Source organism: Mucilaginibacter celer (assembly GCF_003576455.2).
Taxonomy (GTDB): domain Bacteria; phylum Bacteroidota; class Bacteroidia; order Sphingobacteriales; family Sphingobacteriaceae; genus Mucilaginibacter; species Mucilaginibacter celer.
In genome coordinates this window covers 4,205,593-4,231,789 of the sequence record NZ_CP032869.1, presented here as the reverse complement: position 1 = coordinate 4,231,789, position 26,197 = coordinate 4,205,593, and the positions used below count along the sequence as shown (strand labels likewise).

The 26,197-nt window shown below is 43.7% G+C and carries 28 protein-coding genes and 1 riboswitch; of the genes, 16 read left to right on the top strand and 12 right to left on the bottom strand.

Features of this window, described 5'->3' with window-relative positions; all coding sequences use genetic code 11:
* Positions 1 to 77 precede the first annotated feature (77 nt).
* From argH to HYN43_RS17010, 5 genes are all read left to right on the top strand, one after another.
* A complete protein-coding gene (gene argH, locus HYN43_RS17030) occupies positions 78 to 1,412 on the top strand; it encodes an argininosuccinate lyase (RefSeq protein WP_119410490.1) in 1,335 nt (444 codons plus the stop codon).
* A 206-nt stretch (positions 1,413 to 1,618) separates the two neighbouring features.
* Complete coding sequence (locus tag HYN43_RS17025) at positions 1,619 to 1,822, top strand: YwbE family protein (protein ID WP_119410489.1); 204 nt, start codon at positions 1,619 to 1,621, stop codon at positions 1,820 to 1,822.
* A 63-nt stretch (positions 1,823 to 1,885) separates the two neighbouring features.
* The gene (locus tag HYN43_RS17020; protein WP_119410488.1) at positions 1,886 to 2,584 is read left to right on the top strand and encodes a DUF1345 domain-containing protein; all 699 of its coding nucleotides are present in this window, start codon (positions 1,886 to 1,888) and stop codon (positions 2,582 to 2,584) included.
* 211 nt (positions 2,585 to 2,795) lie between these two features.
* A complete protein-coding gene (locus HYN43_RS17015; RefSeq protein WP_119410487.1) occupies positions 2,796 to 4,430 on the top strand; it encodes an amidase in 1,635 nt (544 codons plus the stop codon).
* 9 nt (positions 4,431 to 4,439) lie between these two features.
* Entirely contained in the window at positions 4,440 to 4,847 is a 408-nt protein-coding gene (locus HYN43_RS17010; RefSeq protein ID WP_119410486.1) for a helix-turn-helix domain-containing protein, read from the top strand.
* A gap of 73 nt (positions 4,848 to 4,920) precedes the next feature.
* Here HYN43_RS17010 and HYN43_RS17005 read toward each other — a convergent pair whose 3' ends face one another.
* On the bottom strand, positions 4,921 to 5,130 hold the full coding sequence (locus HYN43_RS17005) for a YtxH domain-containing protein (protein ID WP_119410485.1): 210 nt from the start codon (positions 5,128 to 5,130) through the stop codon (positions 4,921 to 4,923).
* Between the two features lie 103 nt (positions 5,131 to 5,233).
* Here HYN43_RS17005 and HYN43_RS17000 point away from each other — a divergent pair, with 103 nt between their 5' ends.
* A complete protein-coding gene (locus HYN43_RS17000) occupies positions 5,234 to 5,983 on the top strand; it encodes a YdcF family protein (RefSeq protein ID WP_119410484.1) in 750 nt (249 codons plus the stop codon).
* Positions 5,984 to 5,986: 3 nt separating this feature from the next.
* On the opposite strand, the gene HYN43_RS16995 is transcribed toward HYN43_RS17000, so the two are convergent.
* Positions 5,987 to 6,217, bottom strand: a complete 231-nt coding sequence (locus HYN43_RS16995) for a hypothetical protein (RefSeq protein ID WP_119410483.1) — start codon at positions 6,215 to 6,217, stop codon at positions 5,987 to 5,989.
* Positions 6,218 to 6,294: 77 nt separating this feature from the next.
* Complete coding sequence (locus HYN43_RS16990; protein ID WP_119410482.1) at positions 6,295 to 7,287, bottom strand: nucleoside hydrolase; 993 nt, start codon at positions 7,285 to 7,287, stop codon at positions 6,295 to 6,297.
* A gap of 193 nt (positions 7,288 to 7,480) precedes the next feature.
* Here HYN43_RS16990 and HYN43_RS16985 point away from each other — a divergent pair, with 193 nt between their 5' ends.
* The gene (locus HYN43_RS16985) at positions 7,481 to 8,329 is read left to right on the top strand and encodes a transglutaminase-like domain-containing protein (protein ID WP_119410481.1); all 849 of its coding nucleotides are present in this window, start codon (positions 7,481 to 7,483) and stop codon (positions 8,327 to 8,329) included.
* 7 nt (positions 8,330 to 8,336) lie between these two features.
* Here HYN43_RS16985 and HYN43_RS16980 read toward each other — a convergent pair whose 3' ends face one another.
* Positions 8,337 to 8,744 (bottom strand): transmembrane 220 family protein, encoded by a 408-nt coding sequence (locus HYN43_RS16980; protein ID WP_119410480.1) that lies wholly within the window; start codon positions 8,742 to 8,744, stop codon positions 8,337 to 8,339.
* Between the two features lie 329 nt (positions 8,745 to 9,073).
* Positions 9,074 to 9,189, bottom strand: a riboswitch (SAM riboswitch).
* 574 nt (positions 9,190 to 9,763) lie between these two features.
* Here HYN43_RS16980 and HYN43_RS16975 point away from each other — a divergent pair.
* Positions 9,764 to 10,525, top strand: coding sequence for an SDR family oxidoreductase (locus tag HYN43_RS16975; protein WP_119410479.1), 762 nt, complete (start codon positions 9,764 to 9,766; stop codon positions 10,523 to 10,525).
* Positions 10,526 to 10,670: 145 nt separating this feature from the next.
* Positions 10,671 to 11,603 carry a DUF72 domain-containing protein gene (locus tag HYN43_RS16970; protein WP_119410478.1) on the top strand — a complete coding sequence of 311 codons (933 nt, stop codon included), beginning with the start codon at positions 10,671 to 10,673 and terminating at the stop codon, positions 11,601 to 11,603.
* On the opposite strand, the gene HYN43_RS16965 is transcribed toward HYN43_RS16970, so the two are convergent.
* Together HYN43_RS16965 and HYN43_RS16960 are read right to left on the bottom strand one after the other, a co-directional pair.
* Positions 11,595 to 12,098, bottom strand: coding sequence for a hypothetical protein (locus HYN43_RS16965; RefSeq protein ID WP_119410477.1), 504 nt, complete (start codon positions 12,096 to 12,098; stop codon positions 11,595 to 11,597). The two genes, HYN43_RS16970 and HYN43_RS16965, sit on opposite strands and share 9 nt — an antisense overlap.
* 8 nt (positions 12,099 to 12,106) lie before the next feature.
* On the bottom strand, positions 12,107 to 13,372 hold the full coding sequence (locus HYN43_RS16960; protein WP_119410476.1) for an alkaline phosphatase family protein: 1,266 nt from the start codon (positions 13,370 to 13,372) through the stop codon (positions 12,107 to 12,109).
* A 162-nt stretch (positions 13,373 to 13,534) separates the two neighbouring features.
* Here HYN43_RS16960 and HYN43_RS16955 point away from each other — a divergent pair, with 162 nt between their 5' ends.
* From HYN43_RS16955 to HYN43_RS16945, 3 genes are all read left to right on the top strand, one after another.
* Positions 13,535 to 14,503: a glycoside hydrolase family 5 protein gene (locus HYN43_RS16955; protein ID WP_119410475.1), complete on the top strand. Its 969-nt coding sequence runs from the start codon at positions 13,535 to 13,537 to the stop codon at positions 14,501 to 14,503.
* Between the two features lie 203 nt (positions 14,504 to 14,706).
* Complete coding sequence (locus HYN43_RS16950) at positions 14,707 to 15,180, top strand: hypothetical protein (protein ID WP_119410474.1); 474 nt, start codon at positions 14,707 to 14,709, stop codon at positions 15,178 to 15,180.
* Positions 15,181 to 15,225: 45 nt separating this feature from the next.
* Positions 15,226 to 15,504 carry a DUF3072 domain-containing protein gene (locus HYN43_RS16945; RefSeq protein ID WP_162996530.1) on the top strand — a complete coding sequence of 93 codons (279 nt, stop codon included), beginning with the start codon at positions 15,226 to 15,228 and terminating at the stop codon, positions 15,502 to 15,504.
* A gap of 5 nt (positions 15,505 to 15,509) precedes the next feature.
* Here HYN43_RS16945 and HYN43_RS16940 read toward each other — a convergent pair whose 3' ends face one another.
* From HYN43_RS16940 to HYN43_RS16930, 3 genes are read right to left on the bottom strand one after another with little or no spacing between them, the layout of a single operon-like run.
* On the bottom strand, positions 15,510 to 15,932 hold the full coding sequence (locus HYN43_RS16940; RefSeq protein WP_119410473.1) for a BLUF domain-containing protein: 423 nt from the start codon (positions 15,930 to 15,932) through the stop codon (positions 15,510 to 15,512).
* 60 nt (positions 15,933 to 15,992) lie between these two features.
* The gene (locus HYN43_RS16935) at positions 15,993 to 16,754 is read right to left on the bottom strand and encodes an MBL fold metallo-hydrolase (protein ID WP_119410472.1); all 762 of its coding nucleotides are present in this window, start codon (positions 16,752 to 16,754) and stop codon (positions 15,993 to 15,995) included.
* Positions 16,751 to 17,023 (bottom strand): hypothetical protein, encoded by a 273-nt coding sequence (locus tag HYN43_RS16930; RefSeq protein ID WP_119410471.1) that lies wholly within the window; start codon positions 17,021 to 17,023, stop codon positions 16,751 to 16,753. The genes HYN43_RS16935 and HYN43_RS16930 overlap by 4 nt, the downstream gene beginning before the upstream one ends.
* A 116-nt stretch (positions 17,024 to 17,139) precedes the next feature.
* Here HYN43_RS16930 and HYN43_RS16925 point away from each other — a divergent pair, with 116 nt between their 5' ends.
* Positions 17,140 to 18,204, top strand: coding sequence for a polysaccharide deacetylase family protein (locus HYN43_RS16925; RefSeq protein ID WP_119410470.1), 1,065 nt, complete (start codon positions 17,140 to 17,142; stop codon positions 18,202 to 18,204).
* A 106-nt stretch (positions 18,205 to 18,310) separates the two neighbouring features.
* Entirely contained in the window at positions 18,311 to 18,859 is a 549-nt protein-coding gene (locus HYN43_RS16920) for an AAA family ATPase (protein WP_119410469.1), read from the top strand.
* 318 nt (positions 18,860 to 19,177) lie between these two features.
* On the opposite strand, the gene lolA1 is transcribed toward HYN43_RS16920, so the two are convergent.
* Together lolA1 and HYN43_RS16910 are read right to left on the bottom strand one after the other, a co-directional pair.
* Positions 19,178 to 19,855, bottom strand: a complete 678-nt coding sequence (lolA1, locus tag HYN43_RS16915; RefSeq protein ID WP_119410468.1) for an outer membrane lipoprotein periplasmic chaperone LolA1 — start codon at positions 19,853 to 19,855, stop codon at positions 19,178 to 19,180.
* A gap of 69 nt (positions 19,856 to 19,924) precedes the next feature.
* Positions 19,925 to 22,546, bottom strand: coding sequence for an FtsK/SpoIIIE family DNA translocase (locus HYN43_RS16910; RefSeq protein WP_119410467.1), 2,622 nt, complete (start codon positions 22,544 to 22,546; stop codon positions 19,925 to 19,927).
* 268 nt (positions 22,547 to 22,814) lie between these two features.
* On the opposite strand from HYN43_RS16910, the gene HYN43_RS16905 reads away from it, so the two are divergent.
* Together HYN43_RS16905 and HYN43_RS16900 are read left to right on the top strand one after the other, a co-directional pair.
* On the top strand, positions 22,815 to 23,462 hold the full coding sequence (locus HYN43_RS16905; protein ID WP_119410466.1) for an ankyrin repeat domain-containing protein: 648 nt from the start codon (positions 22,815 to 22,817) through the stop codon (positions 23,460 to 23,462).
* 129 nt (positions 23,463 to 23,591) lie between these two features.
* On the top strand, positions 23,592 to 24,575 hold the full coding sequence (locus tag HYN43_RS16900) for a GlxA family transcriptional regulator (RefSeq protein WP_119410465.1): 984 nt from the start codon (positions 23,592 to 23,594) through the stop codon (positions 24,573 to 24,575).
* 282 nt (positions 24,576 to 24,857) lie between these two features.
* Here the strand turns inward: HYN43_RS16900 and HYN43_RS16895 are convergent, their stop codons facing one another.
* Positions 24,858 to 25,901, bottom strand: coding sequence for a sterol desaturase family protein (locus HYN43_RS16895; protein ID WP_119410464.1), 1,044 nt, complete (start codon positions 25,899 to 25,901; stop codon positions 24,858 to 24,860).
* Positions 25,902 to 26,197: the final 296 nt, after the last annotated feature.

Genomic DNA, 26,197 nt, shown 5'->3' with positions numbered 1-26,197 from the left:
TTCAATAAATTCAATTAATTCGTTTAATTACGGTTCAGACAAAATAAGACAGTTCAGATAATTTATACATTTGCACCATGAGCAAGTTATGGCAAAAAACTACCAATGTTAACCAACTGGTTGAGAATTTTACTGTTGGCCGCGACCGTGAATTTGATGAGCAAATGGCCGCTTTTGATGTTTTAGGATCATTAGCACACACCCGTATGCTGCAAAGCGTAGGCCTGATGGACGATGCCGACCTCGAACTTGTTCAGCGCGAACTGAAAAATATTTATGCCGATATTGCCAAAGGTGGTTTCAAAATAGATGATCATGTAGAAGATGTTCACTCGCAGGTTGAACTGCTGCTTACCCAACGCATTGGCGATGCCGGCAAAAAAATCCATAGCGGCCGTTCCCGTAACGACCAGGTTTTGGTTGACTTGAAACTGTTTTTCCGCAGCCAGTTACAGGAATTGGTTGAAAGTACCGAAACGCTTTTTCGCTTGTTGATTGAACTAAGTGATAAACATAAAGATGTATTACTGCCAGGTTATACCCATTTGCAGGTAGCCATGCCCTCATCATTCGGCCTATGGTTTGGTGCCTATGCCGAAAGTTTGGTTGATGACCTGGAGCTGGTTTTAGCTGCTTACCGCATCACCAATAAAAACCCCTTGGGTTCGGCAGCAGGTTATGGCTCATCGTTTCCGCTTAACCGTACTTTAACTACGCAGCTTTTAGGTTTCGATAACCTAAATTATAACGTGGTTTACGCCCAGATGGGCCGTGGTAAAACGGAGCGTATTATAGCGCAGGCTATCTCCACAGTAGCAGCTACCCTGGCGAAAATGGCTATGGATCAAACCCTGTACCTGAGCCAGAACTTCTCGTTTGTAAGCTACCCTGATGCGCTAACAACAGGCAGCAGCATCATGCCGCATAAAAAAAACCCCGACGTTTGGGAAATTATGCGGGGCAAATGCAACCGCTTACAAGCCCTGCCAACTGATGTAGCCATGATGACCACCAACCTGCCATCTGGCTATCACCGCGAGCTTCAACTTTTAAAAGAACTGCTGTTCCCTGCCTTTGCCGATTTGAAACACTGCCTGCAAATGGCAACCTTCATGCTGCAAAACATCACTGTAAAAACCGATATTTTGGATGATGCTAAATACGCTTATTTATTCAGCGTTGAGGAAGTGAACCGTTTAACCCTAAGCGGTACGCCATTCCGCGATGCTTATAAGCAGGTAGGGTTAGCTATTGAAGCAGGAAACTTTAATCCTGATAAAACGGTGAACCATACTCACGAAGGAAGTATCGGTAACCTCGGTAACGAGCAGATTACCGAAGCGTTTGATAAGCTGATAGGTAATTTTGATTTTGGAAAAGTAGAGCAGGCTGTAAAAGGTTTGGTTGAATAAGAAAACAATATATACTTGATAACGTCATTGCGAGGCACGAAGCAATCCCAAACTATACAGGGCGAATTTTGCATAGCCGCTCTGCTCATCGGGGATTGCTTCGTGCCTCGCAATGACGGGGGGTAGATAATCAGTGAAATCAAAAAAAACATTCTAATCACAAAAAGCAATCAGCGTAATCAACGTAATCAAATAAATCAACGGCCATGAACGGACAAAACAGAAGCGATATTTACCCTGGCCTTGAGGTTGACATCATCCTAAAAAAAGATCAGCGCACAGGTACCCTAACCCGTGGCTTTGTAAAGCGCCTGCTCACCAGTGCCGCATACCACTCACGCGGAATAAAAGTGCAGCTGGAAGATGGCCAGGTTGGGCGTGTAGCCTGGATTATCGACGAAGAAGATTAAAGTTTTGTATCTTCATTCAATCTACACCAAACATAATGATATTTAGGGTGTAGATGAATTGATATGCCTTCCAAAACAAAAACAAACAAAAAAGTATTTTTCAGTCTCGATGCCCATTACCGCCTGCTTATTTCGTTAGGGGCGGCAGCAGTAACGCTGTTTTTTAGTTGGGCGCATTTTTCGGCTCCAACAGTTGCACTTACAACCTGGCTGGCATTTGGCTTATCCGTTATCATCATGGATTGGATAATTATCCTTACCGCGAATCCTGCCGAGATCCGCAGAATAGCAAGTATCGAGGATTCGAGCCGCACACTGATATTTTTGTTTGTGATAGTATCATCATTAATGAGCTTATTGGCTATAGTGTTTTTGCTGTTATCAACCAAAAACCAGTCGGATGCTGTGGTAACTGCCCGGGTTTTGCTGGCCATGGCTTCGGTAATCGTATCATGGTGGCTGGTACATACCATTTTTACGTTAAGGTATGCCCACATGTATTACACTACCGATCCGGATAACGACAGCAAAACCAAACCCTTGGGTGGGCTTGATTTTCCGGGAGATATGGAAGAACCCGATTACCTCGATTTTGTATATTTCTCCTTCGTTATCGGCATGACCTTCCAGGTATCTGATGTCGAAATCTCTTCACGCTCCATCCGTCGCCTGGCCTGGATGCATGGGTTGATCTCTTTCGCTTTTAATACAGCTATTGTGGCTTTGAGTATTAATGTGATATCCGGGATGATATCAAAGTGAAACAAAACATTGCCATCCCGAATTTATTTGGGATCCAACATGCAGTGCCCACTTGCCTTGCTTAAACTTAGCGAGTGGGGTGCTGAAACAAGCGTGACCCGTTTTTTATTTTTCAATTCGCTGCTTTGTAACATTTAACAACCCAAAACCCCTGCGCCTTTCAAAACAGTTAAATATTTTGTTACTTGTAATGCCTTTTATTTAAACGTTTATGCACAGAAGAAATTTCCTGAAAACAGGTTCGTTAGCCGGGTTAACTATATCAACACTGGTAGCAGCATCATGCAACGAGCCATCGGCCGAAAATCAGGCTGCTGATACAACGGCAACAGCCAATGCGAGGGATGATATATTTGAGTTAAGCGAGGCTACGATAACCGATCTGCAACAAAAAATGCAGTCGAAACAGTTTACCTCACGGCTTATTACCGAACTGTATTTGAAACGCATCGACCAGATTGATAAAAAGGGGATCATGCTTAATTCAGTCATCGAGCTGAATAAAGACGCTTTGAACATGGCCGATGCCATGGATAAGGAGCGCGAAAAAGAAAAAGTTCGCGGTCCGCTGCATGGCATCCCGGTACTTATAAAAGATAATATCAATACCGGCGATAATATGCATACCACAGCCGGATCATTGGCTCTGGCCGATAACTTTGCCAAACAGGATGCTTTTATTGTACATAAACTACGCGAAGCAGGTGCCGTAATATTGGGCAAAACCAATTTAAGCGAGTGGGCAAACTTCCGTTCAACACATTCAACCAGTGCCTGGAGCAGCAGGGGAGGGCAAACCAAAAATCCTTATATTTTAGATAGAAACCCAAGTGGTTCGAGCGCGGGCACGGGTACAGCTGTTGCCGCTAATTTATGTGCAATAGGTATTGGTACCGAAACGGATGGTTCGATAGTTTCTCCGTCATCGGTAAACGGATTGGTCGGCATTAAACCTACCGTTGGTTTATGGAGCCGGTCGGGTATTATTCCTATCTCAAAAACTCAGGATACCGCGGGCCCAATGGCCCGTACGGTTAAAGATGCAGCCATATTACTTGGACTGCTTACCGGTATTGACACCGCCGACTTGGCCACATTAACAAGTAAAGGCAAGGTTGAAGCCGATTATACCAAATTTTTAGATACAAACGGATTAAAAGGCAAACGGCTTGGGGTTGAGAAAAATGCCCTGGATGGTAACCCCGCTGTTGTGGCTTTATTAAAAGAGGCTATCGAAACCCTAAAGAAACAAGGTGCCGAAGTTGTAGAAGTGCAGTTATATCATGAAATGAAAGATATCGGCAAAAATGAATTTAATGTGTTGCTGTATGAGTTTAAAGATGGCCTTAACCAATACTTTGCCAATGCCAACAGTAAAATTAAAACCCTGGCCGATGTAATTGCCTTTAACAAGCAAAACGAAGCCAAGGCCATGCCCTTTTTTAAACAGGAAACCATGGAACTGGCCCAGGCCAAAGGCGATTTGAATAGTAAAGAATACGTCGATGCTGTTAAACAAACCAATTTGGGCACGCGAAAAGTTATTGATGATATGCTAACCAAATATAAACTCGATGCGATTATTGGTACTACCAACGGGCCTGCTGTATGTATCGATTTGGTAAACGGCGATTATGACAACGGTTTCGGCTTTTCGGGGCCGGCGGCAATGGCGGGTTATCCGCACATCACGGTGCCCATGGGTTCGGCGCACGGGCTTCCGGTTGGTTTATCATTTTTCAGCACTGCTTACCACGAAGGAGAGATCATTAAATTAGCTTATGCCTATGAGCAGGCTTCCAAAAAGCGGGTAGCGCCATTATATAAGCCCGATTTGTTTAGTTAATTTTGTGATATGGAAGCAACGCTCACCATTCCGAAAAAGATCCTGGCCCGCCAGCACGAGATTACTGCCGATTATTTAAAAGCCATCGACAAACATCTTGATGACGTGATGAATAACCGTGTGCCGGATATGTACGAGATTCGCGATTTTGCTGATGCGATGCACATCCATCCAACTCACCTGAGCAATACCATTAAACTCACCACCGGCAAGCATCCCTGTTTCTTTTTTGAAGAGAAAATTATGGAGATAGCTAAAGCGTTACTGCAGGAAAACAGGATAAGCGTAGCCCAAATAGCCGGTCGCCTAACCTTCGATCCATCAAACTTTACCAAGTTTTTTAAACGCTTTGAGGGCATAACGCCCAAGCAATACCGGGAACAGTGGCTTATGAAAACCCTGAACCTTGATCTGTAGGATTTTGGGATGGCCCTGATGTGATGAGGTGATCAGGTTGTTTTTATTAACAAGCAAAGATTTTAGAGGGGTTTTAACCCCTCGTATTATCCCTGAAATTTTGTGCGCGAACGGCAATTTGCTCTAAAGTAAGTTCGCCATATTTTTTTGCACGATCGGCCCAGTCGGGAGCGTTATCCACCAGGTTATCGATGATCGATTTTCCGTCGGGTCCTTTTTTGGTTACGTAATTGATGCCGTAAGCAACAGCTGCGCCTATGGCAATGGTTTTTATAAAGCCCATGGTTTTAGTTGTTTTTTGTTATTTGAATATATGACAATGATAATGCCAGTTTGTTACTATCGTTATTAAAAGCTTCTATATTTGGGGCAACTATTGCCCAGTTATGTTTTTTATATTCTCTAAAGTACTATCCTTTTTAATGAACCTGCTTTTGTGGGTGTTTGCTTTTTTACTGATAGCCTTGTTTGGAAAGAACGCAAAAAGGAAAAGAAAATTTTTGATTTGGGGAATAGTGATATTGTATATATTTTCTAATTCGCTGCTCATTAATATCTTTAGCTGGAACTGGGACATCCGCTCGGCCGATATAAAACCCGGTGCAAAATACAGTTGCGCCATAGTACTGGGAGGTTTTAGTGCTGATGATGGTAAGGGGAGCGGCTTTTTCAATATGGCGGCCGACAGGTTTATCCAGGGGCTGCGCTTAAAGCGGATGGGGAAGGCTAACAAAATTCTAATTACCAGTGGTAATGGCTTACTAATGCCTTCGGCTTACCGGGAGGCCGATTGGAGCAGGCAGCAGTATAAAGATTTACAGGTACCGGATAGTTGTTTGCTGATAGAAAATAAATCGCGCAACACCATAGAAAATGCCGCTTTTACCAAACAGTTGCTACAGCAGCAAAAGCTAAAGGGCCCATATTTGCTGGTAACCTCTGCTTTTCACATGCGCCGCTCGTTAATGATATTTAAAAAACAGGGTATTGATGTTATTCCTTATGCCTGTAACTTTTCAAACCGATACTTCACCTTTTCGCCCGAAGATTTGTTGCCCAGTGCAGGTGCTATGGCCGGGTGGGGTATGTATATTAAAGAAGTGATAGGTTACACCGTTACGGTTTTGTTTAAGTAAGCGTTAACCCTGTTTCAGGTGCCTGATATTATCGTTGTCAGTTCCTGGTTTATGGTTATGCCTGTTCCAGGCATCAATGTCAACCATGCCGGGTTTTGAAGGGTAATGATCGGCATTTGCCTTGCACCGTACTATAAATTTACCGCCGGGCACCTGCTCAATAATAGGGCGGCTGCCGCAAACGATGCACCTCTCAACAAAAATGGATTCCTGAATTTTAATAAACTTGTTCATAATTTAAAACTAAGGTGCTATCATTTTACAAAAAAACATATACCAATGAGTAGGTATTTTTACAACCTGCCGGTCTTTTATTTTTTTACCGGCTGATGCATCATTAACTCCTCAATGGCTTTGGCAATTTCTTGCGGTTGTCTGGCAAACCGGAGGTATAAAAACCTTTGGCCAGGTATTACCACATCGGTACCATTGTTTTTTATCTGCATATTAAGTTTACGGTAGGTAAAATAGGGCTTTGGTCCGCGTATGGCAGTTAGCACCGCGGTTTCGTCCCAGCTATTACGGCCCACCGTATTTTTATCTTTAGTTAAAGCAATTTTAAAAGCATCTTTTACAGGGCTGTTCTGTATCGATTGGTTATTGATAAGTGTTATGCCCGTCAAAATTTTTTCGCCAATTTCAAAGCCACTTAAAACAAACTCTGTCGGCCAGTTATTAAACACTTTTTGCGATGATGATGCATCAACATTTACATTATACTCGCTAAAAGTTTTGCCATCCGGGCCAATGCCCGCCGCCATCGAAACAAGCCGTTTTACCTTCTTTTTTACCAACTGCAGGCCGTTCAGTTTGCTGTATTTATCTGCAGATGAACCCAGCAAATCAGCCAGGTTGGTGAAAAAGCCTACCGAGATTATGGTAACACTGGTATCGGGCTGGGCAGCCAGTATTTTGCGGTAAAGGGATACCGCTTCTAAAGCTTCGCTGTTCGATTTAATTTTGTGGGGATATTTGGCGATGATTGCCTGCGCCCATTGCTGCTGGCAATCCTTATTAGGTTTAGGTTTTTTAACGATGCCTACCGGGATATCAGGCCTGCCAAAATAAGTATTGATTACGCTGATGGTTGGGGCTGTAGTTTGGAAGGCGTTGCTGGAAATGGTGGCCAGAATGTGGGCCTCGCCTTTATCGGCAAAGGCATGGAGCAGGGCCATAGCACCTACATCGTCATAATCGCCTGCTATATCGGTATCAAAAATTACCGGTACAGGCTTATGTTGCTGAGCCAAAGCAATATTTGCAGTAACAAGGAATAATAGAAGCAGGATTGGCTTACAACTCATTGCTATACAGGATGAAAAGGTTAGGCAATATAAATAAATGTTATTAACAAATCATAGTTTTATTGCCGATTTATCAATAAATGAACTGTAATTTAATAAAATTTAGTATTATTAAACAACAATGTTATAGCCGCCGCCTAACAGCTAAATGCACATAAATACAGCTTCAATTAAAACGATAAAAACATGCCATATGAAATTTAATGTGTTTAGCCGGTTGGATTACATAGTGCAGGCTGCGGGCACATTGGTACTTAACGTTCATGCCCTCAACACATTTAAGCAAACCATAATTAATGAAGAATTTTGGCTGGAGCCATATGTAAATTACAGCTCCTTTCAATCTTTACAGGGCGAAAAGCGCCTGGTTAAGTTTGGCGTTACCGAATATACCCCTAACCTTAGCGCCTTTTACCAGGCCACGGTTGATAATTGTTATGAGATTAATGATTTTAGCTATATAACCGAAACACAGGTATCAGCACTTGATAGTGCTGTGCTGCCGTATCTTAATCCGAGCAGGTATTGCGAATCGGATAAGTTGTACCGCATGGCACATAATATGTTTGGTCATATTTCAAATCCGTTTCAGCAGGTGCTTACGTTAACTAACTGGATTAATAAAAACGTTCAATATCTAAGCGGTTCAACCAATTCACAAACATCTGCATTTAATACCGTTACGGAGCAGGCGGGCGTTTGCCGCGATTTTGCACACCTGGGTATTGCCCTGTGCCGGGCGCTTACTATACCGGCACGTTACTTTACCGGTTATGCATACCAGCTTTACCCCGCCGATTTTCATGCCTGCTTTGAGGCCTATTTAAATGGCAAATGGGTATTGTTTGATGCCACCGGATTAGTGCCGCTTAACGGCTTTGTTAAAATAGCTACCGGCTTCGATGCTGCCGACTCGGCCGTAGCCAATATTTTTGGCGATGTAATGTTTAACAACATGGAGGTAAACTGCGAACTGGCCGAAAACTATTTCGAACCGTTTTATTACCGGGAAGACAGTTTTTTGGGGATAACTTATTTGTAACTATAAATCAGCGTTTTTTTGCAGATTTTGCCGGAGCCACTTTTTTGCCTTGCTTTACCCCATATATCCAGTTGGTGGCCAGTACCGCAACACAGATCAGCAAACCAAAAAACTCCCGCGCTTCTTCAACCCAGGGTTTCTCGGCCTTCATGGTTTGCACCAGGCTTTCGGCGTGATGAAACTCAAGCCAGTCGATCAATCCGTTACTGTCGAAAATTTTATAAATAGCATAACCTGTAAAAACAACAATGCCAACAGCGTAGCCGATAGGGTAAAACTCTTTTTTGATAGCGAGGTAACAAAACCATGCGCAATACAGGTAAATCGGAATCCAAAGATAGGGATCGGGATCGTTGTATTGAAGGCCTGCAAAAATGATAAAAAGTACAACCCAAACAATATTGAAGATCTTCATAAATGATGCTGATAGTTTAAACCGGTTTTTATTGGCTTATATGCAGGTTAAGCTCGGCTAAATATAATAAATAAGTTTTTCAATGTTCCAAGCGGATTATAGTTTTTAAGCGGCCGATATGAAGAAACGAATATTGTACGCTGAGACCTGGCTTGACGCACGGAATGGCCGAAGCGGGTAACGGGAAAAGGAAAAAGCAGTTAAAAAAAATGATGTCGCGGGCAGATTCGAACTGCCGTATAGGGTAATGCGGACCCCCACCTATCCTCTCGGTCACGCGACTTGAAAACTGTAAGATCACTTAATCAGATCGGTTGTGGGGCAGATATTAATTATCTCTCTCCTCGTTTTGCACAGGAGCAGGAATTAGCACCTTACGCATTTTGCTGATGCACAGGTTGCTAAGACGTCTATGGGCCTTTCCCTCAGTCTTTCTTGATAAGTCAATACAAAGAACGTTCTGTCGTTATTGACAATGCAAATATAAGAGTAAGTTATATAATTCCTATAGTTTTAGTAGTTTATTTTAAATTTTATTTGTTTTTGATTGATTTTGAGGGAGATAATTTATGGGTCTGGCTTCTTAAATTGAGACTTTTGAATTGAAATTAAGCAGACAAGATGGAGTTTTGGCGAAGAGTTGTGTGCCTCTGGCACACAAAAAAAATCTTACCCGGTTGCTACAAAGCTTTTGCACCTCTGGTGCACTCTGTAAACTGCTTAATTTGAAAAAGGGATTTTTCGTTTCAGCGTCATTCACATTTAATTTCTACAAAAAATCTTTGCGTCTCCGCCTCTTTGCGTGTTTAAACATCTGCAATATCCAAATCTCCCAAATAGATCTTTGCGCCCCTGCGTCTTTGCGTGCCTACTTAAATTAACCATCGCTTTGTGCGCTTAATCATCCTCGCGTCTTAAAAAAACTGAAATCATCACCATTTAATCTGAAGTAGTCACCATAAATTTCCGCAGCAACTATCGCAACTTTGCATTGTTAAAACATTAAAACACAAATCATAATGAAAACAAATAAAATTGCATTAGTAACCGGCGGCAGCCGCGGTCTTGGCAAAAACGCCGCCCTGCATATCGCCAAAAAAGGTTTCGACATAATCGTCACCTACCGCAGTAAAAAAGAAGAAGCAGAAGCCGTAGTTGCCGAAATAGAATCGGCAGGCCAAAAAGCGGCTGCTTTGCAACTGGATACAGGTATCGTATCAACATTTAATGCTTTTATCGATAGCTTAAAAACAACGCTAAAAGAAAAATTTGACGCCGATACTTTCGATTTCCTGGTGAATAACGCAGGTATCGATGCTGCGTCGCCATTTGCCCAAACCACCGAAGAGGATTTTGACAACCTGTTTAACGTTCATTTTAAAGGCGTTTACTTTTTAACCCAAAAAAGCCTGCCGGTAATTGCTGATGGCGGACGGATCATCAATCTATCCAGCGGTTTGGCCCGTTTTTCAACTCCGGGTTATGCGGCTTACGCGTCAATGAAAGGCGCTATTGAAGTATTTACCAAATACCTGGCGAAAGAGTTGGGCGGCCGTGGCATTGCTGCAAACGTTGTGGCCCCTGGTATTATCCGTACCGATTTTACCAAAGCGGCACTTGAAGGACATCCCGGTTTAGATGAAATACTCTCAAAGTCTACTGCTTTAGGTCGCATCGGCATGCCTGATGATATTGGTGGCGTAATTGCCTTCCTGTGTACCGAAGATGCACGCTGGATTACTGCGCAGCGTATCGAGGCTTCGGGCGGGATGTTTTTGTAGGTTGGTTGTCTGAATCAGAATTTTCAGAATTTGAGAATTTTCAGAATATAAGGCATTAGATCAAAAGCATTCTGTTAATCCTTAAATTCTGTAAATTCTGATTCAGACATTACAATTTCCTATCTTTCGGCCAAAATAAACCATTATGGAATTTGGCCGTGTTACCGATGAAGAATTAGCAGGTGTTGATTTTACCCTGCCGCCCGATCCGCAAATTACAACCGATACCCTTGCCGCTGCAAAAGGTAAAGGTGCTTTACAGGTACACGTAGGCTGCGCCAAATGGGGAAGGAAAGAATGGGTAGGCAAAATTTATCCGCCTAAAACCAAAGACGCTAATTTTTTGGATGAATATGTTAAGCACTTTGATTGCATTGAGCTTAACGCCACTTTTTACAATGTTTACGGGCCCGATACCATTGCCAAATGGAAAGCCAAAGCCGATAGCAATCCGGCATTTAAGTTTTGCCCTAAGTTTTCGCAAAGCATCAGCCATATCCGCAGGTTAAAAAACGCGGAAGATATTACTACAACATATTACGAAGGCGTTTTGGCTTTTGGTGATAAGCTTGGCCCATTGTTTTTACAACTGAGTGATAACTACACCCCTAAAAGTTTTCCGGAACTAAAGGCCTATCTTGAACAGCTACCAAAAGATATCCCGGTATTTGTAGAGCTACGCCATAAAGAATGGTTTGCTATTGCCGAGAACCGGGATAAAGTGTTTAATCTTTTCCGCGATTTAAATATAGGCTCCATTATAACCGATGCCAGTGGCAGGCGCGACGTGGTGCACATGGCTTTGCCAACACCGCACGCTTTCATCCGTTTTGTAGGCAACAGCCTGCACCCTACAGATTATGCCCGTGTGGATGAATGGGTTGAACGCATTGCAAGCTGGAAAGAACAGGGCCTGCAATCAGTATGGTTTTTTATGCACCAGCACGATGAGCGTTACTCGCCCGAGCTGGCCGATTATGTTGCCGAAAAGCTGAATGCTGCCTTAGGGGTACAACTCATGCGCCCGCAGTTTATCGACAGGGATAGACCAACCAATCAGATAACTATGCTATTGTAACGGCTCTGTGGTTGTAGCTGGTATTTTTAATTGGGGATTAAAGTTGGGAATAAGTTGGCTCACCTTATCGGCGCCCGAATTATTCAGATCTAAAAACGACCAGTTTTTGCCGCCATCTGCGCTAACGGCCAGCAGGTGACTATGCATGGCTATCCTACCTTTAGGGCTGCTCATAATAAGGGTTTCGGGCAAAAGGCAATGAATCTCTTTGCCGGCCTTGTAAAATTTACCGGGATCGCCTACAGTAACACTTTCAAAATTAATTTTGGCCGCCTTCATTTGCTCCATACCGGTAGTTATCAGGCTTATCATTTTTTCTTTACCGCCGACCAGTTGTACGGCCTTTGGATACGTGTAGTTAATAAGAGTTTTATAATCGCCTTTGGTCATGCTTTGGGCCATAATTGTGGCCTGTTGTTTCACTACAACCGGGTTTTGTGCATGCAGTAGTAGGGGAAATAACGCGGTTAACAGTAAGCCGAATATTTTTTTCATGCGTATGTTTATTTTTTGCGCAGCACCTTATCGGCCAGTTCGTCTGTACCATCGGTTTTGCCGCTGTATTTTAGCCCTAATATGCGGTTTACTAAATTAAAAACATCAACATTTTTAAACGGAGGGACCTCGGTATGTGGTTTAAATGCCGGTCCCCAGGCTAAAAATGTGGCGTGCATGTCTTTAACCTTGTAAGGGTCGTAGCCATGCCAACCCATGTTAAGCGTTTTTCTGTTCCATAGGTTAAACACTTTGGGGTAGTGGGGGATGAGCAGGATATCGCCAATGCGGTTATGCCAGTCGTCGGCAGCACTGTAGTGCAGATTGGCGGGCATATTGGTTTTCAGGTATACATCATAATCTTTGGCTTCGGCTTTCAACTGCTCGTAAGCCGGTTGAATGGCCGTTTTATCTTTAGCATAAAGTTCAACTAAAATACCATCGCCCGATATTTTAAATTTATTGGTATCGATAGCTGCCGGGATGCCTATCGGGTGGTCGCGATAAACTTTGGTCATGCCATGGTCGGCAACAAAAATAAAATTAACATTAAGCCCGGTTGTTTTAACAGCTTTATTCAGTTCATTAACTGCCGAATCAACAAAATGCACCTCATGCTCTGTTTCGGGCGCATCGGGGCTAAACACATGCCCGGCATGATCAACCTGCGGAAAGTAAAAAGTAATAAAATGCGGGCGTTTTTCTTCGGGCAGTTTAAGCCAGTTAACTACCGCACTGATGCGATCATGTATTGCAATCTTTTCGTTGTAAATGTAATAATAGCTTGGGTTGATGCCCTGTATGGCCGCTTCCGACGCCACCCAGTAAAAACTTGCCGAAAGCATTTTTTGCTGTTCGGCCAATACCCAAAGCGGCGTGCCGAAATACCAGCTGCTATCCTTAACTTTTTGTTTATCGCCCATCGAGTAGCTATCGCCCCGTTCCCTGTCGTAAAAAACGTTATTTACCAGGCCCGAGTGCGATGGGTATAAACCGCTTACCAAAGCATAATGGTTAGGGAAAGTTACCGAAGGATAGGAGGGGATCATAGATTCGGCCTGTACACCTTCGCCGCTTAGGGCAAGTAAGTGTTGGGCATTGTATTTTTTAGCATAATCATACCGGAAACCATCGGCCGAAATTAAAATTACATATGGCTTTTTTTGCTGCGCGATACTGTTTTCGCGGCCCGGAACTATTTTTTGCGTAGTGTCCTGCGCAAAAGCCGGGGCTGCCATCAGCAGGGATATGATGAAATAAATGTATCTTTTCATGTTATTAGCAATAATCGGCGAAGGTATAAAAACAGGATTAGGGCAATAACAAGTACATGTAAACTTTAACTGTTTTTATCATTATCTAATCAGATTTTTACATAGTGATACAATAACAGCAAAGGCGGTATAAATTGCTTTCGTACTAATTAAAAAGGAGATATGAAACACTCGGTAGCTCTGTTTGCTATATTGTTGATAAGCTTGTCATTACAGGCACAAACGCCCGTTGCGGTTAATGGTAAGCTTCAGGTTACCGGCGGCAAAATTGTAAACAGCCGGGGGCAGGCACCACAATTACGCGGACTGAGTTTTTCATGGTCGCTTTGGCAGGGACGTAAATATTACAACCCGGGCGTTGTAAGCTGGCTTGCGGATGATTTTAAAGCTTCCATTATCCGTGCAGCCATGGGCGTACAGCCCGACGGAGGTTACCTGCAGCAACCCGATGAGCAAACCGAACTGGTAACCCAAGTTGTTGATGAAGCCATCCGCACCGGGATTTATGTACTGATAGATTGGCACGATCATCACTCGAACGAACACGTAGCTGCGGCAAAGGATTTTTTTAAGCAAATGGCAAAAAAATACACAGGCAAGCCCAACGTAATCTACGAGATCTGGAATGAACCCGAAAAGGTAGATTGGAAAACGGTGAAGGATTATGCCCTGCAAATTATCCCCGTTATCCGAAAATATGATCAGAATAACATCATAGTGGTGGGCAGCCCGCATTGGGACCAGGACGTTGACATTGCCGCTGCCGATCCAATAACCGGCTTCGATAATATAGCCTACTCCTTCCACTTTTATGCCAGCGACCCTAATCACCAGGAGGGCCTGCGCGCCAAAGCAGATAAAGCGATAGCCATGGGCCTGCCGCTTATCATCACGGAATGGGGCGTAGGCGAAGCCAACGGCAACGGCGAGTTTAATTTACAGAAAACCCAAACCTGGCTTAAATGGGTTGAAGATAACAAGCTAAGCTGGGCAAACTGGAACATTACCGATAAACACGAAACCACAGCGCTATTGCAACGCGATGCGCCGGTATATGGCGGATGGACGGAGGGTAACTTAACCCCGGCAGGTATTTTTATCAGGAATGAGTTGAGGGAGTTGAATAAGTAAAGGCGTTGGGTTTTAAGTTTGTTTGGCTTCTCTTCACCACCTCATTGCGAGGTACGAAGCAATCGCACGGAGGCAAATCCGCCCTGTATAGTTCGCGATTGCTTCGTACCTCGCAATGACGCCTGGTTTAAATAAAATATCTGTTATATTACTAATCCCCAGCTATTTTAACTAACTTAAGTTTCTCAAATTAATTTAGTTAGATGGCTGGAACCTGTATTGTAAAATATGCCAGGATACTGATCCGGATTTTACCGGTATTAGTAATGCTTGCATCCTGCAGCAAACACAAACAGGCATTTCAAAGTGATTGCAACACCGGCACCGTCTACAAAAAAGTTTCGTTTACCGAGCTGGTCAATCATGTCGCGAAATACCAGCATCAATACATCGAGGTTTCAGGCAAATACAAGGAAGGCTTCGAGCAATCGGCACTATTTAACGGTGGTTTTTTTTCGGATCATTCAAATGCCAAGGCTTTGTGGGTTGATTTTAGCCAGGATTGTCCGCTGTATATCCCCGGTACACATATCGGTTTGTTTACCTATAATAACGGGCAGTTTACACAAATTAATAACCGACCGGTTACCATCCGCGGTATAGTTGATGTTAACGACAAAGGGCATTTGAATCAATACCGGGCTACTATTGATAGGGTGAGCTTTATAGAACTATAAAAACAATAATCGCGGTATAGCAGTTGTTAATATAAACTAACAGTTATGACTATCAACTCCAATGATATACCCGATAATGGCTTTTTTGATGAATCGGATGATGAAGAGATCATCAGGCAAAATCAACTTAAAGGCTCAAATACAATAAAAGATCCGGACGAATGGACAACCGGCGATGAACCTATGACCGGTGCTCAACACTCTTATCTCAAAACTTTATCCGATGAAGCAGGTGAAGAATTTGATGAAGCTCTAACCAAAGCCGAAGCATCCAAACGGATAGAAGAGTTGCAGCACAAAACCGGCCGCGGGTTAAATAACTAAATGCTTTAAAAAGATACCGAAAGCTTATTGGTATCAACAAACGTTTTCAGCATGATAATGGTAGGGTGCTTACTATCCCCAACAAAATTTTTGCTGGTGGGGTTGAGGTAGCCTTCTATCGTAGCCAATGTTTCGGCATCTACCGATGAAAAGGCCATTGTCCAGTTAGGGAAAACCCGTTCTGTAATTTTTCCGGTTATCAGCTTAATGATATTACGGTGCCTGATATCGAGCTCAATAGCGGCGAAAATTTTTTCAAGATCATCTTTTTCGCCTTCAAGGGCCTGCATAAATGTGCCTTCGCCATAGAGTAACAGCCCGGTAATGCCGTGTATGGCATTTTTTTCGCGGGCCTGGGTAAGCAGTTCCAGGAGTTCCTCGTCGGTCATCATTTTTTTGGCGGTGCTTACATACACAAGATATTCCATAAAATCAGGGGCTATTTTATATCAGTTTAAGATACGGATTTAAACAATAGGGTTGTAGCGTTAAATTTCCAGCTTAAGGCCGTCATAAGCCAGCTCAATGCCGGGCGGCAGTTCTTTAGTGATATCAGCATGTTTGCCCAGCCTATGGCTTATGTGCGTAAAATACGTGGTTTCGGCACCTATTTCATTGGCAAAAGCAACGGCTTCATCAAGGGTGAAATGCGAAATGTGGGTTTCTTTTTGCAGGGCGTTGATTACCAGGATCCGGCTGCCTTTTATTTTTTCCATTTCTGCTGGTAAAATAGTTTTGGCATCGGTTACATAAGTAAAATCTTTTATCCGGTAGCCTTTTATTGGCAGGCGATAATGAAAAACCTCGATAGGGATTAACCTGATGCTGCCGATATTGAACGGCTCGGAAGCTACGGTATGCAGGTTTACCTGAGGGATGCCAGGGTATCCCGTTCCATCGAAAACGTAAGGAAACTCCCGGGCCAGGGCTTTTTGCACCCGCTCATCGGCATAAATATCCATGGGCACGTTTTGCTTGTAGTTAAACGCGCGGATATCGTCCATGCCGGCAATATGATCTTTATGTTCGTGGGTAAAAACTATGGCATCCAGGTGCTGCACATGGGCACGCAACATCTGGTACCTGAAATCGGGCCCCGAATCTATAATAATGGTTTTATCTTCGGCCTCAACCAAAACCGAACTGCGAAGCCTTTTATCGCGCTTATCGGCCGATAAACATACCTCGCAATTGCAGGCAATAACAGGTACGCCCTGCGATGTTCCGGTTCCTAAAAATGTTATGGTCACAGCTGCAGTTTGGTTTGTTTAATTTCCTGTAAAAATGCAATCTGTTTATCATCCAGTAGCTTGTAATCAACCTCAAGGTCGCGCAGCAGTTCAACCAAAGCCAGTATTTTGCTTTCGAGGTTGGAGAAACGGTTCACCACAATCATTTTACTGCTCTGTAGCAGGCAGGCGCCGGTTTTAAAGTTACCTTTTTCATAACGCACCTTGTATCCTGCAGTTTTTAGCAGCATTTCCAGTTTTTCGAGCGTATGGTTGGTTGCGGGTAACATGAATACCAAAAGTAGTAAAAACACAGCTATTTATAGGCCGAATTTGGCATATGCGTGTCACATTTGGTAATTAAATAGCTATTTTTAATAACCTTTTATATCCTAAAGTTTTATTTATGAAGAACTTAATCCTTACCGCCGCAGGTGTAATTTTAAGCGTAGCCCTTAATGCCCAGCAAACTAAAACCTATGCCGAAAAGCTTGGCTGGCCAAAAGGAGCACGTGTAATTATTATTCATGTTGATGATGCGGGTATGTCGCACGAGAGTAATGAGGGCGCCGAAATGGCCATTGGTAACGGAGTAGCTACATCAACCAGTGTAATGATGCCCTGCCCCTGGATGGCCGATTTTAAGCACTATATGGATAAGCATCCCGGTATAGACGCCGGGCTACACCTAACCCTTACATCCGAGTGGGAAGGCTATCGCTGGAGCCCTCTGGCAGGTAAAACAACTGTACCCGGATTGGTAGATAAAGAAGGAGCTTTTTGGCCGACAGTTGCCGCGGTATATTTCAGGGCAACCGCCGATGAGGTGGATAAAGAGATCCGCGCCCAGCTTGATCGTGCCCTGACTATGGGTTTTACGCCCACACACCTCGATTCGCACATGGGTACACTGTTTGCCAAGCCTTCGTACCTCGAAAAATATATTAACCTCGGTATCGAGAAAAAAATCCCTGTGATGATTCCCGGCGGTGAAGATCTGTTTTACAAGGCCGAAGCAAAGAACGCCACCATTGCCCAGCTAAAAAAGGATGGCAAGTATACCGATGGCATGACCATAGCCGATCCGCCCGAATTGGCCAAAGCCAAAGAAATGGGCGCAATGGCCTGGAAAGGAGGCCTGCCGGTACTTGACGACCTGGATAATTCGAGCTATGATTGGGTGATGCCCAACATTGAAAAAGCAGGCGATAAAGAACTGCAAAAATGGTACACCGATCATTATATCGAAAATTTCGAACGTTTTTCGCCCGGTTTAACCATGGTGCTGATGCACTGTACCAACCCATCGCCCCAATTTAAAAACATCTGCAACGAAGGCCAGAAACGAAAAGGCGATCTGCTGGCCATGACCGATCCGCGGTTTAGAGCTTACCTGAAACAGAAGGGCTTTATTTTAACTACCTGGCGGGAGGTAATGGAGCGGAGGTTGAAGGTGGGGGATAGTGAATAACCGATGTAGACTGTTATTATTAAAATTACTCAATACACTGAGTAATTTTACTCAACGTATTGAGTAATTTATTTTTGTTTATTTGCCGCCTCAAGATAACTATGTGATGCATATCAACATTTTTGGCGCCTCCGGCGCAGGCGTTACTACTTTGGGCAAGGTGCTTTCCGAAAAACTCGGCTACCCTTATTTCGACAGCGATTATTATTTCTGGGAGAAATCAAACCCGCCATTTACGGTACGGCGCGATCCGCTGGTTCGTAACCGGTTAATTAACGAAGCCATGTCTGGTTTGGATAACTGGCTGCTTGGAGGTTCCGTTATCAACTGGAATAATAACTGGCAATTTGATCTGTCGGTATTCCTGTATATCCCGCAAGAGCTTAGGTTGCAGCGTTTACGAGATAGGGAATATGAGCGCTACGGCGATATCATTCATAGTGATAAGTACCGAAACCGGCTTTATCATGAATTTATTGACTGGGCACGGGGATATGATGAACTGATTACCAACAGCCGCAGCCTGCATGCACACCGCGACTGGATAAGCAATTTGAAAACACCTGTGTTAGCTATTGAGGGCGATACTACAGTTGAGGAAAGGGTGGAGGCTGTTATGAGAAAGATAGCGGAGTTAAAAATGATAAAATTGTAAAAAAATTCCTGGTTGAAGTTTAGCGATAGCGTAACTTCGACCTAAACTGTAGGAAGCATTCTGCTTCCGGATGCAAATAACTGTTATGCCTGTAAAGTTAAGCTGAAAGCTTAACCCAGTTTAGGACGAAGTTACGCTGTCGCTAAACTTCGACCAGTTTTGGGGTTAAGTCAGAGACTTAACTTGTTTTTCCCACGGGTTACGCTATCGCTAAACCCGCGGTAGCGACAGTAATAAGAAGCAATAAAAAAAGCCGGGAAAAATCCCGGCTCGCAATATCTCAAATCTCACGTCTCCAATCTCACATCTAAATAAAACTTACCTCAAATCCACCACCTCAACACCTGGATGGCCTTTGGCATCCCAGGCAAAAGTAGCATCTGGTGCAGGCACGTTAGGTGTAAAACTGCGCACAGTGTAAGTATACCTGTTGCCGTTTTTATCAAACAGCAGGGCACTGTAAATTTGTTTTTTTACCTTATCGATAGTTAGTTTTACCTTGAATATTGATTTCTTTTCATCCTCAGGAGTAAGCTCAATATTTTGATAAACCTTGCCGGCAATCTTTTGCTCGCCGGTGTATAGGTATTTAAAACCTTTTTCGTATATGGTGAAAATCTGGGCCGGGTTACCAAGGCCATCGCCGCTTTTATCTACATCGCCAACCTGTACCTCTTTATCTTTTTTAAGGTAGGTCCACTGGGTTTTGCCATCGCTCATAATCTCTTTATCAATTTCGGGTTTGGCTGCCGAGTTGTACAGGCTTACGCGATATTTTCCGCTTTTTGCCTTTGATATTAACGTGCCGGTTTGTGTTTCTTTAATGCCGGCCTGCTGGTTGTTAAGGCTGAAGGTAAAATCGGTTTTGATAACATCGTACGATTTATATTTTTGGCTCACCTGGCCCAATATAGCTCTTGCCTGGCTGTCTTTTTGCGCAAAGGCAGCAGTACTTGTACTTATTGCTAAAACGGTATATAAAATGATCTTTTTCATTCGGTTTTTATTCAACAACAACTATCCCTATCGATAGTTATAGTTTAGAGTAATAATTTACAGGTTGGTTTAATCTTTAACAGGTTTTTGAAGTGTTTCGAGGTAACGCTCCAGGCTGTACTCGTCCGGGTAAAGCACATCACGGGCCTTGCTGCCTTCAAAGGGCCCAACAATTCCGGCTGCTTCCAACTGATCTATAATGCGGCCTGCACGGTTATAACCAAGCTTCATTTTACGCTGAATAAGCGATGTTGAGCCTTGTTGGTGGATCACAATCAAACGGGCTGCCTCCTCAAACATCGGGTCGCGATCATCAGGATCATATTCTTTGGTGCTGCTGGCTTCGCCTTCACCCACATATTCGGGCAGGTACATAGCCGATGGGTAGCCTTTCTGGTTGCCTATAAAATCGGATATTGCTTCCACCTCGGGCGTATCCACAAAGGCGCACTGCAAACGGATGAGATCGCTGCCGGTTGAGAACAACATATCCCCGCGACCGATCAACTGATCAGCACCGCCCGCATCCAGAATAGTGCGCGAATCTATTTTAGAAAGCACCCTGAATGCCAGCCTTGATGGGAAGTTGGCCTTGATGGTACCTGTAATGATATTAACAGACGGACGTTGTGTTGCAATAACCAAATGGATACCCACCGCACGGGCCAGCTGCGCTATACGGGCAATAGGCATTTCAACCTCTTTACCGGCTGTCATCATTAAATCGGCAAACTCGTCTATCACCAGCACGATGAATGGCAGGTAACGGTGTTTTTCCGGATCGCTTATTTTGCGGTTAACAAATTTGGCGTTGTACTCTTTCAGGTTACGTACCTGGGCGTCTTTCAGCAAATCGTAGCGCTGATCCATCTCAATACATAACGAATTGAGGGTATTTACTACCTTTTTTGTATCGGTAATAATAGCGTCGCCATCATCGGGTAGTTTAGCCAAAAAGTGCCTTTCAATTTTGCGGAACAGGGTTAACTCTACTTTTTTAGGGTCAACCAGTACAAACTTCAGCTCGGCAGGGTGTTTTTTGTAGAGCAGGGATACCAGGATGGCGTTAATACCAACCGATTTACCCTGACCTGTAGCACCAGCCACCAGTAAGTGAGGCATTTTAGCTAAATCGGCAATAAATACTTCGTTTGATATGGTTTTGCCCATGGCAATAGGCAAGTCCATCGTAGTGTTCTGATATTTTTCGGTTTCAAGGATAGATCGCATCGAAACCATTTCGGGGTTTTGATTAGGCACTTCAATACCGATGGTGCCCTTGCCTGGCATAGGCGCAATAATACGGATGCCCAAAGCAGCTAAACTTAAGGCAATATCATCTTCGAGGTTTTTGATTTTGCTGATACGTACGCCCGGTGCCGGGATAATCTCATACAAAGTAACCGTTGGGCCAATTGTCGCCTTGATCTTATCAATCTCGATGTTGTAATGGTTCAGCGTTTCAACAATTTTGTTTTTGTTGGCTTCCAGTTCCTCGGGCCTAACCGAAATTTTGTTTGAGCCGTGGTTTTCTAACAGATCTAAACCCGGCAGTTTATACCCCAGCAGGTCCATTTTATGATCGTAAACACCGAATTTGCTCAGCAGGTCATCCTGTTTAGCGTTGTCGCTCTGCTCTACGCTCAGTTCGGGCAGTGGCCGGTTGGTATCGATAGTGAGGGGGATCTCGTCCTCTTCTTCAGGTTCGTGCTTAATGGTGTTTTCGGGGCGTAAAACAACCGGCTCGGTAAATACCGGGGTTTGTTCCATCGGTGGCCGCCTTAACGGATCGGGCCTGACAGGTTCCTGTTGCAACCGTTCCTGCACAGTTGGCTCCGGCTCGATGGTGTTTATGTGCGTTTCGCGGATTTTGTTATTTCCGAGTGGCCATTCTAAAGGTTCAGAATATTCTTCATCAATCAGGTCAACAGGTTCTGGCGCAACTTCATCAATCTCCATGGCTGCAACCGGGCGGTTTTTGCGTTTGGGGATCTTAAAATCGATGTTATAGGCAATAACCAATACGGTTAGCGCCAAAAATACCAGTAAACCACCGGTACCCGCCGGGCCAATTTGGGCGGCAAGCAGGCGGTTGCTCCAAAAGCCAAAACCTCCCTCCAGGTAATGCGGATACTCAATCAGGAAGGAGTGAACATAAGCTATGGTTACCGAGATAAATACGATACTGAAAATGGAATAAGCCAGTGTTTTGCGGATAGAGAATAACCGGGCCTTAAACAGCATGCGGTAACCTATCACAAAAAATATAAAAATAAACAGGAACGAACCTACGCCAAACCACTCATATATAAACTGGTTTGAAAGCAGTGCCCCAAGTTTGCCCAGCCAGTTTTGAGCTTTTATACCGGGATCATTGATATCCGAAATTTCGTGAATGGTGGTACCTGTTGAAAGGTTATGCCAGCCGCCGTTGGTTTTGGAGATATAGCTCTGATCTTCCTGCCAGGTAAACAGGTAGGATGTAAACGCTATAAGAAAAAATACCGAGAGCAACAGCGAAAACAGGCCCGCTATTTTAATGGCACGGCTGTTTTCCATGTCGAGCTCAAAGCGTGGCAGTTTGAATGATCTCTTACTCGCAACACGTTCATTTTCAGCTTTTGCACTTTGGCGTGGCTGATTTTCTCCCTTAAAACTATTTGATTTAAACTGATTTCCTTTTGCCGGCATCCTGATGTAACAATCGTTATTGCAAACTTACATAAAATTTCGCCTGTGTAAACCTTGCGGCTGCAACAGGTAAATTTTAATATAAGACCCGAAACCTGTCAAAAAATTACAGGCCTCTTCATTATAAAGTTAACAGATTAAATAAGTTTTAAACAATAATTTTAAATTTTTAGTATAATTGGAAAACATCATCTACCCACAGCCGAAAAACATTTTTAATATAAAAGAAAAACAGCCGCGTTAAATAAAAACGCATACTTAAGATGTAATGAGTATAGAAAGACTGGAAGAATATATTGCCGCCGCCGATTTAGATGCTATCAACACCCTGTTGGGCCGCGACCCGGCATTAGCTAAGCAAAAAACAAGCCTCAACGTGTCGCCGCTTATGCTGTCTTGTTATTATAAACAGTCGGCAGTAACGGCCTTGCTGCTTAATTATGTTAGTGATTTGAGCCTGTTTGAAGCCGCTGCGGCGGGTAAATTTGATGATGTTGCTCATTGGATAACCACTCATCCGGATACGATTGATGATTATGCCGAAGATGGTTTTACCGCTCTTGGTTTGGCCTGTTACTTCGGCCGTTTTGATGTAGCCCGGTATCTTGTATTGAAGGGGGCAAATGTTAACCTGCAATCAAATAACGGTTTTAATGTGTTCCCGATTCACTCGGCCGCTGCCGGCAATTATACTGATATTGCCCGGATGCTGATTGAAAACGGCGCTAAGGTTAACGTGGTACAGCAAGCCGGAGCAACCCCGCTGCATTCGGCAGCGCAGAATGGCAACCTTGATCTGATTATCCTGTTACTTGAAAACGGTGCCGAGGTTTATACCCGTATGGAAGGTGGCAAACTTCCTGCCGATCTGGCCCGCGAAAAAGGCTTTGAAGAGATAGCCGAAATTTTGGGTTAATGTTTAAACGCTTAATATTAAACTGGTTAAGCGATAGGTTTTTACGGCGGTCAAACGTTTTTTGTGGCTGGTAAGGCATTGGTATGACGGGCGCTTTTATATATTTGTATAGAAACCGGATCATAGCAAATGAAGGAAATAGCACTGCTTATTCACGAGGATATTAATCTTTCAACCATATCGGGCGTACTGGATATGGTGAGGCATACCAATCGTTTTTTGGTTGAAAGTGGCAAAACCGAGGCTTTTCGCGTAATGCTTGTTGGCGAAAAGATTAATAACAACCTGCTGTATTTCCCTGCACAGTTTACCGGTTTTAAAACTATTGATGAAATAACCGATATCGACCTGGTGATAGCTCCCGCCTTTTACGGTCCACCCGATTTGGTAATGCGGAAAAACAAAAAACTGATTGATTTTATTGCAAGCATGTACGATAAGGGGGCCGAAGTAGCGAGCCTTTGCTTCGGCAGCTATTTTTTGGCCGAAGCCGGTGTGTTGGATGGTAAACCCTGCACAACGCATTGGGTAGCTGTTGACGATATGAAGCGCCGATACCCCAAAGTAACTATCCTGGCCGATATGGTAACCACCGATAAAGATGGCACCTACACCAGCGGCGGTGCTTTTTCGAGCATGAACCTGGTGCTTTATTTGATTGAAAAATATTGCGGCAGAGATGTAGGTATCTGGGCCAGTAAAATGTTCTCGCTGGATATCGACCGTACCAGCCAGGCGCATTTCCAGGTGTTTGAGGGGCAGCATCAGCACGAAGACCAGGAGATCAGGCGCTCGCAGTTGTTTATCGAAAATAATTACCACCTACCTATTTCGGTTGAAGAAATTGCCGGGCAAACCAATATGAGCAAGCGCAATTTTATTCGCAGGTTTAAAAGCGCTACCCAAAACACCCCGATGGAGTACCTGCAAAAGGTGAAAATTGAATCGGTAAAAAAAGGGTTGGAGAAGACCAATTTCAACGTTAGCGAATTGATGTATAAGGTGGGTTACAATGACCTGAAAACTTTCAGGAAGATCTTTAAGCGGATAACCGGTTTAACACCGCAGGATTACCGGAATAAGTATTGCCGGAGGGCGGTGTTGGAGAATTAGACGGTTGGGATGGGATTGCCTGTGAAGGAACCCGGTGCTGTCGAGTGGCAATATAGGGGCGACTGCTTGTCGCCTAAACCCGATATCTGGTTGAAGTTTAGCGATAGCGTAACTTCGACCTAAACTGTGTTAAGCTTTCAGCTTAACTTTTACAAATTTCACTTAATCTTTTCAGGCTTGGAAGGTATTTGATGCAGCAACCCGGAAGCAGAATGCTTCCGCCACTTTAGGACGAAGTTACGCTATCGCTAAACTTCGACCAGTGCTTTAATTCTTGCGATTTTATATAACCTCCGCCTTTTCTCCTTGCCCCACAGTGTCCTTTTCCTCTCCATCATTCTTAACCAACGATTCAAAATAAGCCTTCTTCACCACCGTAGTCATTTTATGATCGCCGGTATGGCTCCAGCCGGGAGGCATCACGATGTACAGGAATTTATTTTTAATGCCCGGTGCTTTATGAACATCTTTAGCCAGGGCGATGATCTCTCCAAAATAAGCATCCAAAAAACTGTTTTTAATCATTGGGCGACTGATGCCATATTCTATCGGGATCTTCCTGTCCTCATTCTGAAAAGTTCCGAACACTTTATCCCAAATGGGCAGCAAATTGCAAAAATTGGTATCCATATACAGCGGGTTACGCGCATGGTGCACCCGGTGGTGCGAAGGGGTAAGTACTATCTTATTTAAAAAACCTAAGCGCCCGTCTTCAATCAAATTTTCGCCTATGTGGATCATTGATCCCCAAAAACCATCCACAAACATAATTACAAACAGCATGGGCGGATTTACGCCTAATAAAATGCAAATGCTGGTGCGGATCAAATCGGCATAAGGAGCTTCTAAAAAGAAATGTGCAAAGGTAACCGAAAGATTCATGCTTTCGGGAGCGTGATGGGTGGAGTGGAGGCACCACAGGATGCGTACTTTGTGTGCAAGGTAGTGGTACCAGAAATGGGCAAACTCCCAAACAATATATCCGTAAATAAACCAGTACCAGGTAAAGGTGGTGTTGAATAAAGCAAACCGCGAGAAGAAGCCTATGCACAATGTTACCATAGCGATTGATAACACTGTGCCGATAAAAGCATTTAGCACATAAGTCCAGAACGAGATTTTGTAGTGGATAACCTTAAATTTTTTATAAAAGGCACCGCGGATAATTTCAACAACTAACAATACAGGCAGCATTGGCCCCAAAACGGCTGTAACACCATCCCAGGATAAAAATTTGCTATAATCGCCGGATTTGATGATGTTGTATAAGTTTCCTAAGCCAAAAAAGCCGGTTATATGATCATATATCGCCTTTAAAAAATCCATAAATAAAAATTTTTAGGTTAACTGGTGGATGCGTAATTCAAATTTATAAAATTTGATTGTAAGTATGTAAGTACATATACCTGTTTTTTTAAATAATTGATAGGTCAGGTCTGTGTATTGTAGATGCCTAAATAAAAAGGGATCGAAAAGCTCCCTTTTTATTCTCTCGCAGGTCCACGACTACAATCCTTTTAGCAACCGGGCGTGAAGACACGCCCGGTGAGGTGGAGGTGAATATTTTTCCCTGCGGCTCCTGTCTTCACGACCGCAAGCCTTTATAGCAGCCAGACGTGAAG